The organism is Variovorax sp. GW821-FHT09B01, assembly GCF_059418345.1.
Map to the genome: position 1 here is coordinate 1 of NZ_JBWKPQ010000030.1, position 15,744 is coordinate 15,744.

General features: G+C 68.8%; 13 protein-coding genes. 2 read left to right on the forward strand and 11 right to left on the reverse strand.

All coding sequences use genetic code 11. The features are described from left to right. Positions 1–87: 87 nt before the first annotated feature. The 3 genes from AC07RV_RS40835 to AC07RV_RS40845 all read right to left on the reverse strand — a co-directional run bounded on the left by AC07RV_RS40835 (position 88) and on the right by AC07RV_RS40845 (position 2,798). Positions 88–1,104, reverse strand: coding sequence for a bile acid:sodium symporter family protein (locus AC07RV_RS40835; RefSeq protein ID WP_296781373.1), 1,017 nt, complete (start codon positions 1,102–1,104; stop codon positions 88–90). A gap of 71 nt (positions 1,105–1,175) precedes the next feature. Next, positions 1,176–1,631 (reverse strand): response regulator, encoded by a 456-nt coding sequence (locus tag AC07RV_RS40840; RefSeq protein WP_093351697.1) that lies wholly within the window; start codon positions 1,629–1,631, stop codon positions 1,176–1,178. 180 nt (positions 1,632–1,811) lie between these two features. Next, positions 1,812–2,798: a quinone oxidoreductase family protein gene (locus AC07RV_RS40845; RefSeq protein WP_093351699.1), complete on the reverse strand. Its 987-nt coding sequence runs from the start codon at positions 2,796–2,798 to the stop codon at positions 1,812–1,814. A gap of 103 nt (positions 2,799–2,901) precedes the next feature. Between AC07RV_RS40845 and AC07RV_RS40850 the strand changes: the two genes are divergently transcribed. After that, positions 2,902–3,807: a DMT family transporter gene (locus tag AC07RV_RS40850; RefSeq protein WP_296781374.1), complete on the forward strand. Its 906-nt coding sequence runs from the start codon at positions 2,902–2,904 to the stop codon at positions 3,805–3,807. Positions 3,808–3,828: 21 nt separating this feature from the next. Here the strand turns inward: AC07RV_RS40850 and AC07RV_RS40855 are convergent, their stop codons facing one another. Genes AC07RV_RS40855 through AC07RV_RS40875 form a run of 5 tightly spaced genes read right to left on the reverse strand, consistent with a single transcriptional unit; the run spans position 3,829 to position 10,675 of the window. Beyond that, the gene (locus AC07RV_RS40855; protein ID WP_296781375.1) at positions 3,829–6,189 is read right to left on the reverse strand and encodes a DUF5672 family protein; all 2,361 of its coding nucleotides are present in this window, start codon (positions 6,187–6,189) and stop codon (positions 3,829–3,831) included. 49 nt (positions 6,190–6,238) lie between these two features. Next, on the reverse strand, positions 6,239–7,039 hold the full coding sequence (locus AC07RV_RS40860) for an SDR family oxidoreductase (protein ID WP_093351705.1): 801 nt from the start codon (positions 7,037–7,039) through the stop codon (positions 6,239–6,241). 41 nt (positions 7,040–7,080) lie between these two features. Beyond that, positions 7,081–8,025 (reverse strand): DMT family transporter, encoded by a 945-nt coding sequence (locus tag AC07RV_RS40865; protein ID WP_296781376.1) that lies wholly within the window; start codon positions 8,023–8,025, stop codon positions 7,081–7,083. 22 nt (positions 8,026–8,047) lie between these two features. Continuing rightward, positions 8,048–9,661: a gamma-glutamyltransferase family protein gene (locus AC07RV_RS40870; protein WP_296781422.1), complete on the reverse strand. Its 1,614-nt coding sequence runs from the start codon at positions 9,659–9,661 to the stop codon at positions 8,048–8,050. Between the two features lie 30 nt (positions 9,662–9,691). Next, positions 9,692–10,675: a Bug family tripartite tricarboxylate transporter substrate binding protein gene (locus AC07RV_RS40875; RefSeq protein WP_296781377.1), complete on the reverse strand. Its 984-nt coding sequence runs from the start codon at positions 10,673–10,675 to the stop codon at positions 9,692–9,694. A 99-nt stretch (positions 10,676–10,774) separates the two neighbouring features. Here AC07RV_RS40875 and AC07RV_RS40880 point away from each other — a divergent pair, with 99 nt between their 5' ends. After that, positions 10,775–11,698, forward strand: coding sequence for a LysR family transcriptional regulator (locus AC07RV_RS40880; RefSeq protein ID WP_208509168.1), 924 nt, complete (start codon positions 10,775–10,777; stop codon positions 11,696–11,698). 81 nt (positions 11,699–11,779) lie between these two features. Here AC07RV_RS40880 and AC07RV_RS40885 read toward each other — a convergent pair whose 3' ends face one another. From AC07RV_RS40885 to tfpB, 3 genes are all read right to left on the reverse strand, one after another. Next, a complete protein-coding gene (locus tag AC07RV_RS40885) occupies positions 11,780–13,291 on the reverse strand; it encodes a tripartite tricarboxylate transporter permease (RefSeq protein ID WP_093351715.1) in 1,512 nt (503 codons plus the stop codon). A 13-nt stretch (positions 13,292–13,304) separates the two neighbouring features. Then, a complete protein-coding gene (locus AC07RV_RS40890; protein WP_093351719.1) occupies positions 13,305–13,790 on the reverse strand; it encodes a tripartite tricarboxylate transporter TctB family protein in 486 nt (161 codons plus the stop codon). Positions 13,791–13,951: 161 nt separating this feature from the next. Then, a complete protein-coding gene (tfpB, locus tag AC07RV_RS40895) occupies positions 13,952–15,742 on the reverse strand; it encodes a type IV pilus assembly ATPase TfpB (RefSeq protein ID WP_296781378.1) in 1,791 nt (596 codons plus the stop codon). Positions 15,743–15,744: the final 2 nt, after the last annotated feature.

Here is a 15,744-nt window from a genome sequence, read left to right on the forward strand (position 1 = left end):
TTTGCCTACTTTCTTTTGGCGAAGCAAAAGAAAGTAGGTCCGCCGCCGGGCGGAATTCCCGGCTCCTGCCTCAGCAAAAGCAACCCGCTATTTAGAAGAAGCAGCCCCCAACGCAGCAGGCTCAACAGCAACACGCACCTGCCGCCGCGCATACCTCTGCGCCAACACAGCACAAACCATCAACTGCATCTGATGAAACAACATCAGCGGCAAAACGATGGCGCCAACAGCATGCGAAGCAAACAGAACCTTCGCCATCGGAATCCCGCTGGCCAGACTCTTCTTCGACCCACAGAACACGATAGTGATCTCGTCTTCCGTATCGAAGCCAAGCTTGCGCGCCAACAAGGTAGTCAGGCTCAGAGCCAAAGCCAGGATCACCGCACACACCACCAGCAACCCCACCAGCGCATGCCCCGGCACCTGCCGCCACAGCCCCTCGATCACCGCCGCACTGAACGCCGTGTAGACCACCAGCAGGATCGACCCCTGGTCCACGAACTTCAGCACCGAGGCACGCCGCTTCACCCAGCCCCCGATCCACGGCCGCAGCAGATGCCCCGCCGCGAACGGCACCATCAGCTGCAGCAGGATCCGCCCGATCGCATCGAGCGACGACGAAGCCGCATGCCCGCCATGCGGCAACACCACCAGCCCCACCAGCACCGGCGTCACGAACACCCCCAGCAATGTCGAGGCCGAGGCGCTGCAGATCGCCGCCGGCATGTTGCCGCGCGCCATCGCGGTGAAGGCGATCGCCGACTGCACGGTGGCGGGCAGCACGCACAGGTAGAGCACGCCGGTGTAGAGCTCGGGCGTGACCAGCGGCACCAGCACCGGCTTCAACGCCAGCCCGAGCAGCGGGAACAGCACGAAGGTGCTCGCGAACACCAGCAGGTGCAGCCGCCAGTGGGTGATGCCCTCGAGGATCGCCTCGCGCGAGAGCTTGGCGCCGTGCAGGAAGAACAGCAGGCCGATGGCCACCGTGGTCAGGCCCTCGAAGAACTGGGCGGGACGGCCGCTGGCGGGAAGCAGGCTCGCGAGGGTGACGACCGACAGCAGGGCGAGGGTGAAGTTGTCGGGCAGGAGACGGGAACGGGACATGGAAAGGCAAAGCGCGACCGGCCCCTGTGCAGGGACGATCGCTCGAATAAGGGATTACCCGTATTTTCGCGCTAGTGCGCCGTCGAGGCGGCGGGGCGCGAAGAAGGCGACGCGGACGGTGGGGGATAGCTCGCGGCGGCCGTCGTGAAGCGCGCCTGCCGGCGGCGCAGACAGTAGTCGATCAGATCGTCGACCTCGGTGGCCTTGTCGAACACGGCGTCGGCGCCGAGCTGCAGGCAGCGGCGGCGCATGTCGGGCGTGGCATGGTTGCTCAGCACCACCATCTTCTGGGCCGGATCGCGGTGGCGGCAGGCCTGCAGCACGCTGAGGCCGGTGCCGTCCTTGAGGAACAGGTCGACGATCGCCAGGTCCCACAGCGCCATGTTGCGCGTCAGCCAGCGCGTGCTCTCGGCCTCGGTGTCGGCCAGGCCGACCGGATCGACCCGCGCCACCTCGCGCAAGGTGCCCACGAGGTTCTCGCGGATGGTGGGGTTGTCTTCGACGATGAAGGTGCGGACGGTGCTCATGGCGGCATGCGGCCATCCCTGCGGGCGGCGAAGCGAGGCATCCGCTTCGGCCCGATGAACGGCTGGCTGGACTTTGTTGGCAACGAGGCTACAAAGTGCACCCGCCACAAGACGCAGGCATGACACCCCTGCCCGGGTAGGACAAGGCCGGGGTGCCGCCACGCCCGGCTTCGGGGCCGCTCAGAGCGTGAAGATCGTGCAGCCCGTGGTCTTGCGCGCCTCGAGGTCGCGGTGCGCCTGCTGCACGTCGTCCAGCGCATAGCGCTGCACGATCGGGATCTTCACCGCGCCGCTTTGCACGATGGCGAACAGGTCGTCGGCCGCCGCCTGCGTGCTGTCGCGCGTGGCCAGGTGCGAGAACAGCGTGGGGCGCGTCAGGTACAGCGAGCCCTTCGAGGCCAGCACGCCGAGGTTCACCGGCGGCACCGGGCCCGAGCCGTTGCCGAACACGGCCAGCAGGCCGAAGGGACGCAGGCAGTCGATCGAGCCTTCGAAGGTGTCCTTGCCGACCGAGTCGTAGACCACCTTCACGCCCTTGCCGCCGGTGATCTCCTTGACGCGGGCGGCGAAGTTCTCGCTGCTGTAGTTGATGGCGTGCGCCGCGCCGTGGTCCAGCGCGAGCTGGCACTTAGCGTCGCTGCCGGCGGTGCCGATCAGCTGCAGGCCCAGCGCCTTGGCCCACTGGCAGGCGATCAGGCCGACGCCGCCGGCCGCGGCATGGAACAGCACGAAGTCGCCGGGCTGCAGGCCCTCGGCCGGCAGCGTCTTCTTCAGCAGGTACTGCGTGGTCAGGCCCTTGAGCATCATGGCCGCGCCGGTCTCGAAGGAGATGTCGTCGGGCAGCTTGCAGACGCACTTGGCGGGCATCACGCGCAGCTCGCTGTAGGCGCCGGGCGGCTGGCTCGCATAGGCGGCACGGTCGCCGGCCTTCAGGTGCGTCACGCCCTCGCCCACCGCCTCGACCACGCCCGCGGCCTCCATGCCGAGCTGCAGCGGCATCTGGAACGGATAGAGCCCGCTGCGCTGGTAGGTGTCGATGAAGTTCAGGCCCACGGCCTTGTGGCGGATGCGGATCTCGCCGGGGCCGGGCTCGCCGACTTCGACCTCGACGATCTTCAGTTCCTCGGGACCGCCATGGCGGTCGATACGAACGGCTTTGCTCAACATCGGTGCTGTCTCCACGCGCGAAAAAAGAAGAGGCGCATCCTGCCATGTTTGGGGTTTCCGCGGCGACACGGGTCATTGCCGCGAGCCGCTAGAGTCGGCGCCCATGCCATCGCCACAGCGCCTCACGCCCCTGACCATCCTCCTGCTCGTCGTGCCGCCGCTGCTGTGGGCCGGCAACGCGGTGGTCGGCCGGCTGGTGCGCGAGCTGGTGTCGCCGCTCACGCTGAACTTCGTGCGCTGGGTCATCGCCTTCGTGCTGCTGCTGCCGCTCGCGGCCCCGGTGCTGCGGCCCGCGAGCCCGCTGTGGGCGCACTGGAAGCGCTACGCGCTGCTGGGCCTGCTGGGCATCGGCCTGTACAACGCCTTCCAGTACCTGGCGCTGCAGACCTCCACGCCGATCAACGTGACGCTGGTGGGCTCGAGCCTGCCGCTGTGGATGCTGGCGGTGGGCAGCCTGTTCTTCGGTGCCCGCCCGCATGGGCGCGCGATCGGCGGCGCGCTGCTGTCGATGCTCGGCGTGCTGCTGGTGCTCAGCCGCGGCGAGTGGCGCCAGCTGCTGGCGCTGCGGCTGGTGCCGGGCGACCTCTACATGATCCTGGGCACCATCGCATGGGCCTTCTACAGCTGGCTGCTCGCGCGCACGCACGAGCCCGCCGCGCTGCGGCGCGACTGGGCCGCCTTCCTGATGGCGCAGCTGGTATTCGGCATCGCCTGGTCGGGCGCGCTGGCGGCCGGCGAGTGGACGCTGACGCCGGCCCATCTCGACCTGGGCTGGCCGCTGGTCGCCGCCATGGCCTTCATCGGCATCGGCCCGGCCGTGCTGGCCTATCGCTGCTGGGGCACCGGCGTGCAGCGCGCGGGGCCGCAGGTGGCCGGCATCTTCATGAACCTCACGCCGCTGTTCGCGGCCATGATGTCGGCGGCCTTCCTGCGCGAGGCGCCGCACTGGTACCACGGCGCGGCCTTCGTGCTGATCGTGGGCGGGATCGTGGTGTCGACGCGGCGCTGAACGAGCGCTCGCGCGCGCTGCTCAGGGCTTGCGGAACAGCCCGGTCAGCAGGTCCTTCTCGTCGAAGCGGTCGTCCTTGAAGCACTCGATGGTTTCCAGTCCCGCCGCTTCCATCGCCTGCGCCAGGCTGGCCTCGGTGTAGAAGCCCACGTGGCAGGGATCGGGATAGGCGCGGTCGTAGGGAATCGAGATCACGAAGTGGCCGCCCGGCACCAGCGACCGGCACGCCGACGAGAGAAAGTCCGCCACGTCGTCGGCGTAGATGTGCTCCAGCGTATGGAAGCTCACGACGGTGTCGGCCGGCGGAACGATCGGGCCGTCGGCCGTGAGGTCGTGCTCGACGAACAGGCTGGCCAGGGGCACGGCCTCGAAGAGTTCGCGCGCCAGCGACAGCGCCTGTTCGTTGAGGTCCACGCCGACCACCTCGCTCACCCGCGGGTTCTCGCGCAGCCAGTAGGTGCTCGCGCCGTGGTTGCAGCCGATGTCGAGCACGCGGCCCTGGATGAAGGGCGCATAGGCCTGCAGGATGCGGCGGTTCGCATGCCGCTCCCAGAAGCCGAACGGGCTCGGCTCGACCGTGAGGTACGACTCCTTGGCATAGCGCACCGGCGGCGGCGCGGCGGGCGCGAACAGGTGCGCCAGCTCCGGTTGGCTCGCCAGCCAGCGCGGCGCCTCCTCGCGGCCCACCAGCTGCCACGCATAGCCGGGCCGGTCATAGAGGTCGCGCCCCGAGGCCAGCAGCGCGGGGATGTCGAGCGCATCGAGCAGCTCGGGCCGGTTGTATTCCTGGTGCGCGAAGCCGCGGATCTTGGCGCGCACCGCCTCCTCGTCCATCGCGAGGTAGGACAGGTGCCAGCCCGCGTCGTCGATCAGCCGCGCGGGCTGGGCGCCGTTGCGCACGCGCAGGCGCAGCTGGTCGGGCGTGAGGCCGTCGAGCCGCGCGCGCGTGGCCGCCACGGTCCAGACCGACGCGGCCTCGGGGCCCTGCACGTTGCGGTAGTTGGCGTAGAAGTAATAGAAGGCCTGGCGCAGCCCGAAGACCTCGTGGCGGCGGTCGTCGCGCATGGCGCGCACGGTGTCGGCGCGCGGTATCTCGTCGGCGTCGGAGATCATCTCCAGGTCGTGCGGCGCCGCGTCGTGCAGGCCGCGCAGGATCTGGTTGCGCTGGAATTTCTCGCGGATCCAGAAGCCCGATTTCGGCGTGTCGGCATGCCAGTCGCCGGGCACGGCCATCGCATCGGCGGCCGCGTCGACCTCGGGCATGTCGTGCACCGCCACATGGCGGATGCGCGGCAGGAAGGCCGCGATGCGAGGATCGGCGGCGTCGAAGCGCAGCGGCTTGGGCACGCCGGTGAAGCTGCGGTCGGCCTCGACCACGACGAAGCAGTCGACCACCTCGTCGAGCTCGTGCAGCCGCGCCGCGAGGATGTCGGCCTCGCCGTTGTAGGTGAAGCAGTCGTAGACCCTGCGCGTGGGGCCCGGCGACACGGCCACGGCCTGCGCCTCGGGCGGGAACTCGATGCGGTAGCCGCGGCGCTCGAACATCGTCAGCAGGTCGCGCTCGCCGTACCAGCCGTCGAGCTCCGACAGCGGCACCAGCGAACGCACCGTGGGCGGCGACAGCGACACCAGCCGACGCACCTTCGAGTGATGGCCGAAGATCCTCAGCGCATCGAAGCCATGGTGCAGCTGCGGGCCCGCATGCTCGATCGCGAACTCGCGCGCCAGCTCGACCGGCGCGAAGCGCAGGCCCTGGGCCTCGAGCGCGGGCCGCAGCACGCCGGTCAGTTGCACGTCCTCCAGCAAGGGGTCGTGATGCCAGTGCATCCGCAGCGGCTCGCCCTCGAGCGCATCGGGCGGCGGAATCTCGACGCGGATCTGCGGATGGTCGACCAGCGCGCGCAGGAAGCGCCGGCTGCGCAGGCTGAAGCCGCCATTGAGCACCGGCGTGACGCGGTGGTCGGGCCGCGCGTACTCGTCGGCCCATTCGAAGCGGGTGCGCCAGTACGCCGGCCCCTGCGGCGGCTCGATGCGCGCGAGATGGATCGGCGCGCCGATGCAGTCGTGGTCGAGGAAGGCCTCGTTCCAGTTGGCCGCGTCGAGCACCCAGCCATCTTCCTGCACGATCAGCACGAACTCGGTCTGCACCACGCGCCAGAGCGCGAACATGATGAACCAGCTGTACTCGTGGTAGTTGAGCGGCGCGATCGCGCGGTGCGCGATGCCGCGGCCCAGATCGGCCGGCGCCTGCGGGCTGCACAGCAGCGCGCGCGCGCCGGGCATCTGCGCCAGGCTCAACGCGAGCGCCATGGCGGCGCCGCGTGCGTCCGGCAGGCCGGTGACGGACACCAGCGTGATCTTCTCAAACGACTCCCTGCTCATCTTCTTCTTGCCCCGCGAATTCTTCGTTCCGCGTGATGCCCGGTCCGGCTCAGTAGGTGCCCGGGTAGGCACCGCCATCGGCCAGCACGTTCTGCCCGGTCATGTAGCCGGCCTGCACGCTGCAGAGGAAGGCGCAGATCGCGCCGAACTCGGCCGGCGTGCCGAAGCGGCGCGCGGGCACGGACTTCTTGCGGTTCTCCCACACGGTGTCGAAGTCCAGGCCCGACTTCTGCGCCGCGCCGCTCATCGTGCCCTTGAGGCGGTCGGTCTCGAAGGAACCGGGCAGCAGGTTGTTGATGGTCACGCCCTTGGCCGCGACGCCGCTGCGCGCCACGCCGGCCACGAAGCCCGTGAGGCCGCTGCGCGCGCCGTTCGACAGGCCCAGCACCTCGATCGGCGACTTCACCGAGCTCGAGGTGATGTTGACGATGCGCCCGAAACCGCGCTCGGCCATGCCGTCGACCGTGGCCTTGATGAGCTCGATCGGCGTGAGCATGTTGGCGTCGACCGCCTTGATCCAGTCCTCGCGCTCCCAGTTGCGGAAGTCGCCGGGCGGCGGGCCGCCGGCATTGGTGACCACGATGTCGAAGGCATGGCCCAGCGCGAACACCGCGGCGCGGCCGGCCTCGGTCGTGATGTCGGCCGCCACGGCCTTGACGAAGGGCGCGGGCGTGCCCGCCGCGGTGGCCGCGTCGGCCAGCTGCTTGGCGGCCGCCTCGAGCGCCTCGGCGCCGCGCGCCACGATCACCACGTTGACGCCCTCGCGCACCAGCGCCTCGGCGCAGCCGTAGCCCAACCCCTTGCTCGCGCCGCACACCAGCGCGGTCTTGCCTGCAATGCCCAGATCCATTTGTTCGACTCCAGAAGAGAAAGAAGAAAAGCGCGACGGCCTCAGCGGCCCTTGCGCGTGAAAACGAAGATGCCCGCGATCACCAGCGCCGTGCCGGCGGCGATCCAGGCCGTGAACGGTTCGCCGAGTATGACCACGCCCATGAGGATGGTCGACAAGGGCCCGATCATGCCGGTCTGGGCGGCGATGGCCGGCCCGATGCGCTCGATGGCCATCATCACCATCAGCACCGGCACCGCCGTGCACAAGGTGGCGTTGAGCACCGACAGCCAGATCACCTCGGGCGCCACCTGCAGCGCCGCGTCGAGCGGCCGCAGCAGCGCGAACTGCGCGAGGCAGAACAGGCAGGCCACCGTGGTCGCGAGGCCCACCAGCCGCAGCGATCCGAGGCGCTGCACGAATTCGCCGCTGTAGACCAGGTAGCCCGCGTAGCTCACCGCGCTGAGGAACACCAGGAACGCGCCCCAGGCCGCCGCGAGGCCGCCGCCCTTGCTCTCGCCGGCCAGCAGCTCGTGGCCGAACACCAGCAGCACGCCCGCGTAGCTGATGACCATGCCGACGAGCTGCGGCCGCGTGACGCGGCGCCGATAGAGCACCCAGCCGAAGAACAGCACCAGCGTGGGATTGAGATAGAGGATCAGCCGCTCGAAGCTGGCCGAGATGTAGGCCAGCCCGGCGAAGTCGAGGAAGCTCGCGAGGTAGTAGCCCGAGAAGCCCAGCCCGATCACGCCGAGCCAGTCGCGAAAGCTCAAGGCAGGCTTGCCGCGCCCGGCCCACCAGGCCATGAGCGCGAACAGCGGCAGCGCGAACAGCATGCGCAGCATGATCAGCGTCACGGCATCGACGCCGTGGCGATAGGCCAGCTTGACGATGATCGCCTTGCCGCTGAACGCGATCGCGCCCAGCGAGGCGAGGACGAGGCCGGGCGCGATGCGCTTCGCGCCGTCTGGAAGGGGAATGCCGGTGCTCGCGGCCGTCTTGGTCATCCCCAAATCATCGCGTGAAAGCTCAATACCCTGCTGCCGCTCCGTCTCGGCGCGGATCGCTGGCGGCCACGTAGCCCTCGACCGAAGGATCGCCCGCGCGCCAGATGAACTGGCCGGCACCGAAGTCCTGGTAGGAGTCGTTGATGACCTCGAGGTGATGGCCCAGCCCGCGCAGGCCCTGCACGGTGGCCGGGTTCATCGCGGCCTCGACGTTGATCTCCATGCCCGCGTTGAAGCGCCAGCGCGGCGCGTCGCAGGCGGCCTGCGGGTTCTGCTTGTAGTCGAGCATGCGCACCAGCGTCTGCATGTGGCCCTGGGGCTGCATGTTGCCGCCCATCACGCCGAAGCTCATCACCGGCTGGCCGTCCTTGGTGAGGAAGGCCGGGATGATGGTGTGGAACGGACGCTTGCCCGGCGCCACCACGTTCGGGCTCTCGGCCCTGAGGCTGAAGCCGTGGCCGCGGTTCTGCAGGCTGATGCCGAATTCGGGCTCGACGCAGCCCGAGCCGAAGCCCATGTAGTTGCTCTGGATGAAGCTCACCATCATGCCGCTCTCGTCGGCCGCGGTGAGGTAGATGGTGCCGCCCTTGACGGGGTTGCCGGCCTTGAAGTCCTGCGCCTTGTTGCGGTCGATCAGCCGCGCGCGCGAGGCCAGATAGGCATCGTCGAGCATCTGCTCGGTCGTGACCTCCATGGTCTTGCGCTCCGACACGTAGCGGTAGACGTCGGCGAAGGCCAGCTTCATGGCCTCGATCTGCAGATGCTGCGACTCGACAGAGTCGACCGGCAGCGAGGCGATGTCGAACTTCTCGAGGATGCCCAGCGCGATCAGCGCCGCGATGCCCTGGCCGTTGGGCGGGATCTCGTGCAGCGTGTGGCCGCGGTAGTCGCGCGAGATCGGCGTGACCCACTCGGGCTGGTAGGCCGCGAGGTCGGCCACGGTGAGCGCGCCGCCCTGCTCCTGGGAGAACTTCGCGAGCGCCTCGGCGATCTCGCCCGTGTAGTAGGCCTCGCCCCTGGTGCGGGCGATGGCCTTGAGCGCGCGCGCGGCGGCGGCGAAGCGGAACAGCTCGCCGACCTCGGGCGCGCGGCCCCAGGGCAGGAAGGCCTGCGCGAAGCCCGGCTGCGATTGCAGCAGCGGCGTGGCCGCGAGCCACTTGCCCTGCACCACCGGCGGCACCAGGTAGCCGCGCTCGGCGATGTCGATGGCCGGCGCCATCAGGTCGGCGAAGGGCAGCTTGCCGAAGCGCTCGCTGAGCGCGGCCCAGCCGCGCACCGCGCCCGGCACGGTGACCGAGTCGATGCCGCGCATCGGCGGGGTGGCGGCGTCGGCGCCGTACTTGGCCTTGAAGTACTCGGGCGTCCAGGCCTTGGGCGCGGGGCCCGAGGCATTGAGGCCGTGCAGTGCCTTGCCGTCCCACAGGATGCAGAAGGCATCGCTGCCCAGGCCGTTGCTCACCGGCTCGACCAGCGTCATGACGGCCGCGGTGGCGACGGCCGCGTCGACCGCGTTGCCGCCCTGCTGCAGGATGCGCAGGCCGGCCTGCGCGGCCAGCGGGTGCGAGGTCGACACCACGTTGCGCGCGAACACCGGGATGCGGGTGGAGGTGTAGGGATTGCCGAAATCGAAGTTCAAGGCGGTCATGGCGGTCGTGCTCTCGTGTCTTCAGTCGTTGGTGATCTTGCGTTCGACGACGATCTTCTTCCACTTGGCGGCGTCGGCGGCCACCATCTTCGCGAACTGCTCGGGCGTGCCGGCCGTGGCGGGCTCGATGCCCAGGCGCGACAGCTTGTCCTTGACCTCGGGGTCGGCCAGCGCCTCGTTGGCGGCCTTGTTCACGCGCGCCACGATGTCGGGCGGCAGGCCCTTGGGGCCGTAGAAGCCGAACCAGGTATTCGACTCGAAGCCCGGCAGCGTGTCGGCGATCGGGGGCAGTTCGGGTGCGAGCGGGCTGCGCTTGAGCGTGGTCACGCCGAGTGCGCGCAGCCGGCCGTCGCGCACGTGCGGCATGCCGGTGGGCAGCGAGTCGAACAGCACCTCGACCTTGCCGCTGATCAGGTCGGGGATCGCGAGCGCCGTGCCCTTGTAGGGAATGTGGGTGACGAACACGCCGGCCTGCGCCTTGAACAGCTCGGCCGTGAGCTGCACGATGGTGCCGTTGCCGCTCGAGGCGTAGTTGAGCTTGCCGGGGTTCTTCTTCGCGTAGTCGATCCACTCGCGCACCGTCTTCGCGGGCGAGTCGACCGGCACCAGCATGATGCTCGGCGCGTCGCCCACGTGGGCGATCGGCGTGAAGTCGCGCACCGTGTCGTAGGGCAGGCGGCTGGTGATGGCCGGGCCGATCGAGTGCGTGCTGGTGGTGGCCAGCAGCAGCGTGTAGCCGTCGGGCGCGGCCTTGGCCGCGAGGTCGGAGCCGATGGCGCCGCCGGCGCCGGGCTTGTTGTCGACCACCAGCGTGGTGCCCAGCTTCTCGCCCATCTTCTGGCCCAGCGTGCGCGCGAACAGGTCGGTGGCACCGGCCGCGGGAAAGGGCACGACCAGCCGGATCGGCTTGTTCGGGTAGCCCTGCGCGAAGCCGGTGGCCGGCGCGGCCAGGCACAGCGCGGCGAAGGCGGCCGCGAGGCCGTGGAGAAACTGGTGGCGTTGCATGGTGCTGGATTCCCTTCGCAAGATGGCGAACATTCGATGCTAAGCAGCGCGGGCGCATCAAGCCAGATAATCCCGCTTATTCAACTATGAGCACAATTTATGGCACGAATCGCCGCCGAGGAGGTTTCGCTGCAGCAGCTTCGCGCGCTCGCGGCGGTGGCCGAAACGGGCAGCTTCACGCTGGCCGCCGAGAGCCTGCAACTGACCCAGCCGGCCATCAGCCACCTGGTCAAGCGCATGGAGGAGGACCTGGGCCAGCCGCTGGTGGTGCGCGGGCGCCGCATCCGCATGACCGATGCCGGCCAGATGATGGTCGACACGGCGGTGCGCGCGCTGCGGCTGATCGATGAGTCGGTCAATGCCTGCCGCTCGCAGGCGCAGTTGCGCGAGGGCCGCGTGGTGCTGGCGGTGGGCCATCTCACGGCCGGCGCGCTGATGCCGCCGCTGCTCGGGCGCTTCGCGCACAAGCACCCCAAGCTGGCCACCACGCTGCTCGACAGCACCGCCGAGCAGATGATCTCGCGCATCCTCTCGCAGGAGGCCGACCTGGGCTTCGGTTCCGACATCGGCCAGGCGCATTCAGAGCTCGCGACCGAGCCGCTGTTCGTCGAGCGCATGGCGCTGTTCGTGCGCGAGGACCATCCGCTCGCGCAGCGCAGCAGCATCGAGGCGCGGCAGCTCGACGCCCTGCCCTTCATCCACGTCAACCCCGACGCCAACGTCTGGCGCGCGGTGAGCCGCCAGCTCTCGAGCGTGGCCAACGTCTACCCGCAGGTGGCGCACCACGTGTCGATGCTCTCCACCGCCTTCGGCCTGATCCAGGCCGGCGCGGGCGTGGCGCTGCTGCCGCGCTACGTCGAGGTGCTGATGCCGCCGAACCTGCGCGCGCTCGCGGTCACGCGGCCGGTGCTCGAGTACCCGCTGGTGGCGGTACGGCTGGCCAAGCATCCGCTGAGCCCGGCCGCGATGGCCTTCCTCGACATCGCGCGGCAGCACCTGAAGCCGCGCACGGCGAAGGGCTGAACGGCCTTCGCCAAAAACGAACGGCGCCCGCAGGCGCCGTTCATTGGAACGAACCCGGCACGCGTGCCGGGCGGTCGTCGATCACTCCTCGACGAAGGCTTCCTCGCGCTTCGACTTCACGGCCGGCAGCAGCACGATGACGAGCAGCAGCAAGGCGGCAGCCAGCAGGCCGGCGGAGATCGGGCGCGTGATGAACACGGTCCAGTCACCGCGCGACAGCAGCAGCGAGCGGCGCAGGTTCTCCTCCATCATCGGGCCCAGGATGAAGCCCAGCAGCAGCGGCGCGGGTTCGCAGCCGAGCTTGAAGAAGGTGTAGCCCACGAAGCCGAAGATGCCCACCATCCAGATGTCGAAGGTGTTGTTGTTGGTCGAGTACACGCCGATCGCGCAGAACAGCACGATCGCCGGGAACAGGTACTTGTAGGGCACCGACAGCAGCTTGATCCACATGCCGATCAGCGGCAGGTTCAGGATGATCAGCATCGCGTTGCCGATCCACATCGAGGCGATCAGGCCCCAGAACAGCTCGGGGTTGCTGGTCATCACCTGCGGGCCGGGCTGGATGTTGTGAATCGTCATCGCGCCCACCATCAGCGCCATCACGGCGTTGGGCGGAATGCCCAGCGTCAAGAGCGGAATGAAGGAGGTCTGCGCGCCGGCGTTGTTGGCCGACTCGGGAGCCGCCACGCCGCGGATGTTGCCCTTGCCGAAGGGCACTTCGCCCGGCTTCAGCTTGGTCTTCTTCTCGATGGTGTAGGCCGCGAAGGCCGCCAGCAGCGCGCCGCCGCCGGGCAGGATGCCCAGGGCCGAACCGAGCGCCGTGCCGCGCAGCACCGCGGGCACCATGCGCTTGAAGTCTTCCTTGGTCGGGAACAGGCCCTTCACCTTGGCGGTGAACACTTCGCGCTCTTCATCGGGACGCGAGAGGTTCGCGATGATTTCACCGTAGCCGAACACGCCCATGGCGATGGCCACGAAGCCGATGCCGTCGGTCAGTTCGGGGATGTCGAAGCTGAAGCGCGCCACGCCCGAGTTCACGTCGGTGCCCACCAGGCCCAGCAGCAGGCCCAGCACGATCATCGCGATCGCCTTGAGCAGCGAACCCGAAGCCAGCACCACGGCGCCGATCAGGCCCAGGATCATCAGCGAGAAGTATTCGGCCGGGCCGAACTTGAAGGCCAGCTCGGTCAGCGGCGGCGCGAAGGCGGCCAGGATCAGCGTACCGACGCAGCCCGCGAAGAACGAGCCCAGGCCCGCCGCGGCAAGCGCCGGCCCCGCCCGGCCCTTGCGTGCCATCTGGTAGCCGTCGATCACTGTCACCACTGATGATGACTCCCCTGGCAGGTTCACCAGGATGGCGGTGGTCGATCCGCCGTACTGCGCGCCGTAGTAGATGCCGGCCAGCATGATCAGGGCCGAGACGGGCGGCAGCGCGTAGGTCGCGGGCAGCAGCATCGCGATGGTCGCGACGGGGCCGATGCCGGGCAGCACGCCGATCAGCGTGCCCAGGATGCAGCCGACCAGGCAGTACAGCAGGTTCGTGAAGGTGAACGCGACGCCGAAGCCGGTCGAGAGGTTTTGAAAGAGTTCCATGGTGCTTGCGTCCTCAGCCGATGAAGGTCGGCCAGACCTGGATCTGGAGCTTGAGCGCCCAGATGAAGGCGATGTAGCTGCCGACCGCCAGCACGGTGGCCAGGATCAGCACGCTGGGCAACTTGAACTCGTGGCCCGCGAGGCTGGCGATGATCACCAGCGCGTAGATCGCGATGATCAGGCCCATGGCCGGCACGCCGAAGCTCGGCAGGCCGCCCAGCAGGATGCCGAACACGAGGTTGGCGCCGAGGATCAGCACCACCTGCCGCCAGGCCCACTTGCCGATCTTGTCGCCCGTGGTGGTTTCGACGGTCATGCCGCTGAACATGATGCCCAGGCCGATCACCGCCATCAGGATACCGAGCACCAGCGGGAAGTAGCCGGGACCCATGCGAGCACCGGTGCCCACGCTGTAGTTGGTGGCGCCCCAAGCGAAGGCGACCCCGACCACGGTGAACATCAGTCCCGAGAAAAAGTCTTTCTGACTTTTGATTTTCACGAACAGTCTCCTCGAACAAATTTCGATGCGGGATTGTGGAGTCAGGTGGAAGTCAGCCCCATGTGGGTTCCACCTACCGAGAACTTAGGGATAACCCCGGTGCACGAGGCGCCTCGGATGTAAGTAGTTCGTGTTCGGCGCGGGGCTGCGCCGGGGACGGTTCAAGCGTCGAGCGGCGGCGTCGCGCTCAGCACTTCCTCGATCGTGGTCAGGCCCTCGGCCACGCGCAGCGCGCCCGCGAGGCGCAGCGGCCGCATGCCGTCGACCACGGCCTGGCGCCGCAGCGCCGAGAGGTTCGGTTCCTTCGTGACCTCGGAGCGGAAGGTCTCGCTGATGCTCAGCAGTTCGTACAGGCCCATGCGGCCCATGTAGCCGGTCATGCGGCAGTCGACGCAACCCACCGGCTTGTAGGCGCGCACCGAGCCCGTGATCTGCCACGGCTGGACGATGGCCTCGAGCTTTTCGCGCGTGATGCCGTCGTCGGGCTGCTTGCAGTGCGGGCACAGGGTGCGCACCAGCCGCTGCGCGAGCACGCCGAGCATCACGGCGTTGATGAGGTACGAGGGCACGCCGAGTTCCATCAGCCGCGTGATGGCGCTGGGCGCGTCGTTGGTGTGCAGGGTGCTGAACACCAGGTGGCCGGTCAGCGCGGCCTGCACCGCCATCTCGGCGGTCGCGAGGTCGCGGATCTCGCCGACCATGATGATGTCCGGGTCCTGCCGCATCAGCGCGCGCAGGCCCTCGGTGAAACCGAAATCGAGTTGCGGTTGCACCTGCGTCTGGTTGAACGCGGGCTCGATCATCTCGATCGGGTCCTCGACGGTGCTGACGTTGACCTCCTCGGTCGCCACGCGCTTGAGCGTGGAGTACAGCGTGGTGGTCTTGCCCGAGCCCGTGGGGCCGGTCACGAGGATGATGCCGTTGGGCCGCGTGACGAGCTGCTCCCAGCGCTGCGCATCGTGCTGCGCGAAGCCGAGCGCATCGAGGTCCTTGACCGCGGTGTCGGGGTCGAAGATCCGCATCACCATCTTCTCGCCGAAGGCGGTGGGCAGGGTCGACAGCCGCATCTCGACCTCTTCGCCGCGCATGTTGCGGGTCTTGATGCGGCCGTCGAGCGGACGGCGCTTCTCCACCACGTCCATGCGGCCCAGCAGCTTGATGCGCGCGACCATCGCGTTCATCACGCCCATCGGCATCTGGTAGGCCGGATGCAGCACGCCGTCGATGCGGAAGCGGATCACGCCCTGGTCGCGGCGCGGCTCGAGGTGGATGTCGCTCGCGCGCTGGTCGAAGGCGTACTGCCACAGCCAGTCGACCACCTGCACCACGCTCTGGTCGTTGGCATCGAGCTGCTTGTTGCTCTTGCCGAGCTCGACCAGCTGCTCGAAGCTCGCGCCGCCGGTGTTGCCGCCGGCCTTCTGCGCCGCGCGCACCGACTTCGCGAGCGCGAAGAACTCGGCCGTGTAGCGCTGGATCTCGGCCGGGTTCGCGACCACGCGCCGCACCGTGCGCCGCGACTGGCGCTCGACCTCGGAGATCCAGTCGGTGAGGAAGGGTTCGGCCGTGGCCACCACCACCTCGTTGGGCAGCACCTGCACCGGCAGCACCTTGTGGCGCTCGGCATAGGCCGCGCTCATGGTGTCGGCCACCTTGCCCACGTCGACCTTGAGCGGATCGATGCGCAGATAGGACAGGCCCGCGCGGCCCGCGAGCCACTGCGCGAGCATCTCGAGGTCGAGCGGCTTGCTGTCGCTCTCGCGCGTCATCGCGACGTTGGCCAGCCGCACCAGCGGATGCTGGCGGCTCTCGGCCTGGGCGCAGCGCGCGATGGTGCGCTTGGCTTCCATCGGCGAGATCACGCCGTCGGCGGCCAGCCATTCGATCAGGCGACGCAGCTCGAGCGGCCCTTCGGGGCGGGTGGCCGGTGCGGCGGAAGCGGGAACGGCGCTCATGG

Excerpts from the sequence above, each read along its gene's own strand:
- AC07RV_RS40850 (WP_296781374.1), top strand. The coding sequence starts at position 2,902 with ATGCCATCGCCACAGCGCCTCACGCCCCTGACCATCCTCCTGCTCGTC.
- AC07RV_RS40845 (WP_093351699.1), bottom strand. The coding sequence starts at position 2,798 with ATGTTGAGCAAAGCCGTTCGTATCGACCGCCATGGCGGTCCCGAGGAA.
- AC07RV_RS40860 (WP_093351705.1), bottom strand. The coding sequence starts at position 7,039 with ATGGATCTGGGCATTGCAGGCAAGACCGCGCTGGTGTGCGGCGCGAGC.
- AC07RV_RS40855 (WP_296781375.1), bottom strand. The coding sequence starts at position 6,189 with ATGAGCAGGGAGTCGTTTGAGAAGATCACGCTGGTGTCCGTCACCGGC.
- AC07RV_RS40885 (WP_093351715.1), bottom strand. The coding sequence starts at position 13,291 with ATGGAACTCTTTCAAAACCTCTCGACCGGCTTCGGCGTCGCGTTCACC.
- AC07RV_RS40875 (WP_296781377.1), bottom strand. The coding sequence starts at position 10,675 with ATGCAACGCCACCAGTTTCTCCACGGCCTCGCGGCCGCCTTCGCCGCG.
- AC07RV_RS40840 (WP_093351697.1), bottom strand. The coding sequence starts at position 1,631 with ATGAGCACCGTCCGCACCTTCATCGTCGAAGACAACCCCACCATCCGC.
- AC07RV_RS40835 (WP_296781373.1), bottom strand. The coding sequence starts at position 1,104 with ATGTCCCGTTCCCGTCTCCTGCCCGACAACTTCACCCTCGCCCTGCTG.
- tfpB (WP_296781378.1), bottom strand. The coding sequence starts at position 15,742 with ATGAGCGCCGTTCCCGCTTCCGCCGCACCGGCCACCCGCCCCGAAGGG.
- AC07RV_RS40865 (WP_296781376.1), bottom strand. The coding sequence starts at position 8,025 with ATGACCAAGACGGCCGCGAGCACCGGCATTCCCCTTCCAGACGGCGCG.
- AC07RV_RS40880 (WP_208509168.1), top strand. The coding sequence starts at position 10,775 with ATGGCACGAATCGCCGCCGAGGAGGTTTCGCTGCAGCAGCTTCGCGCG.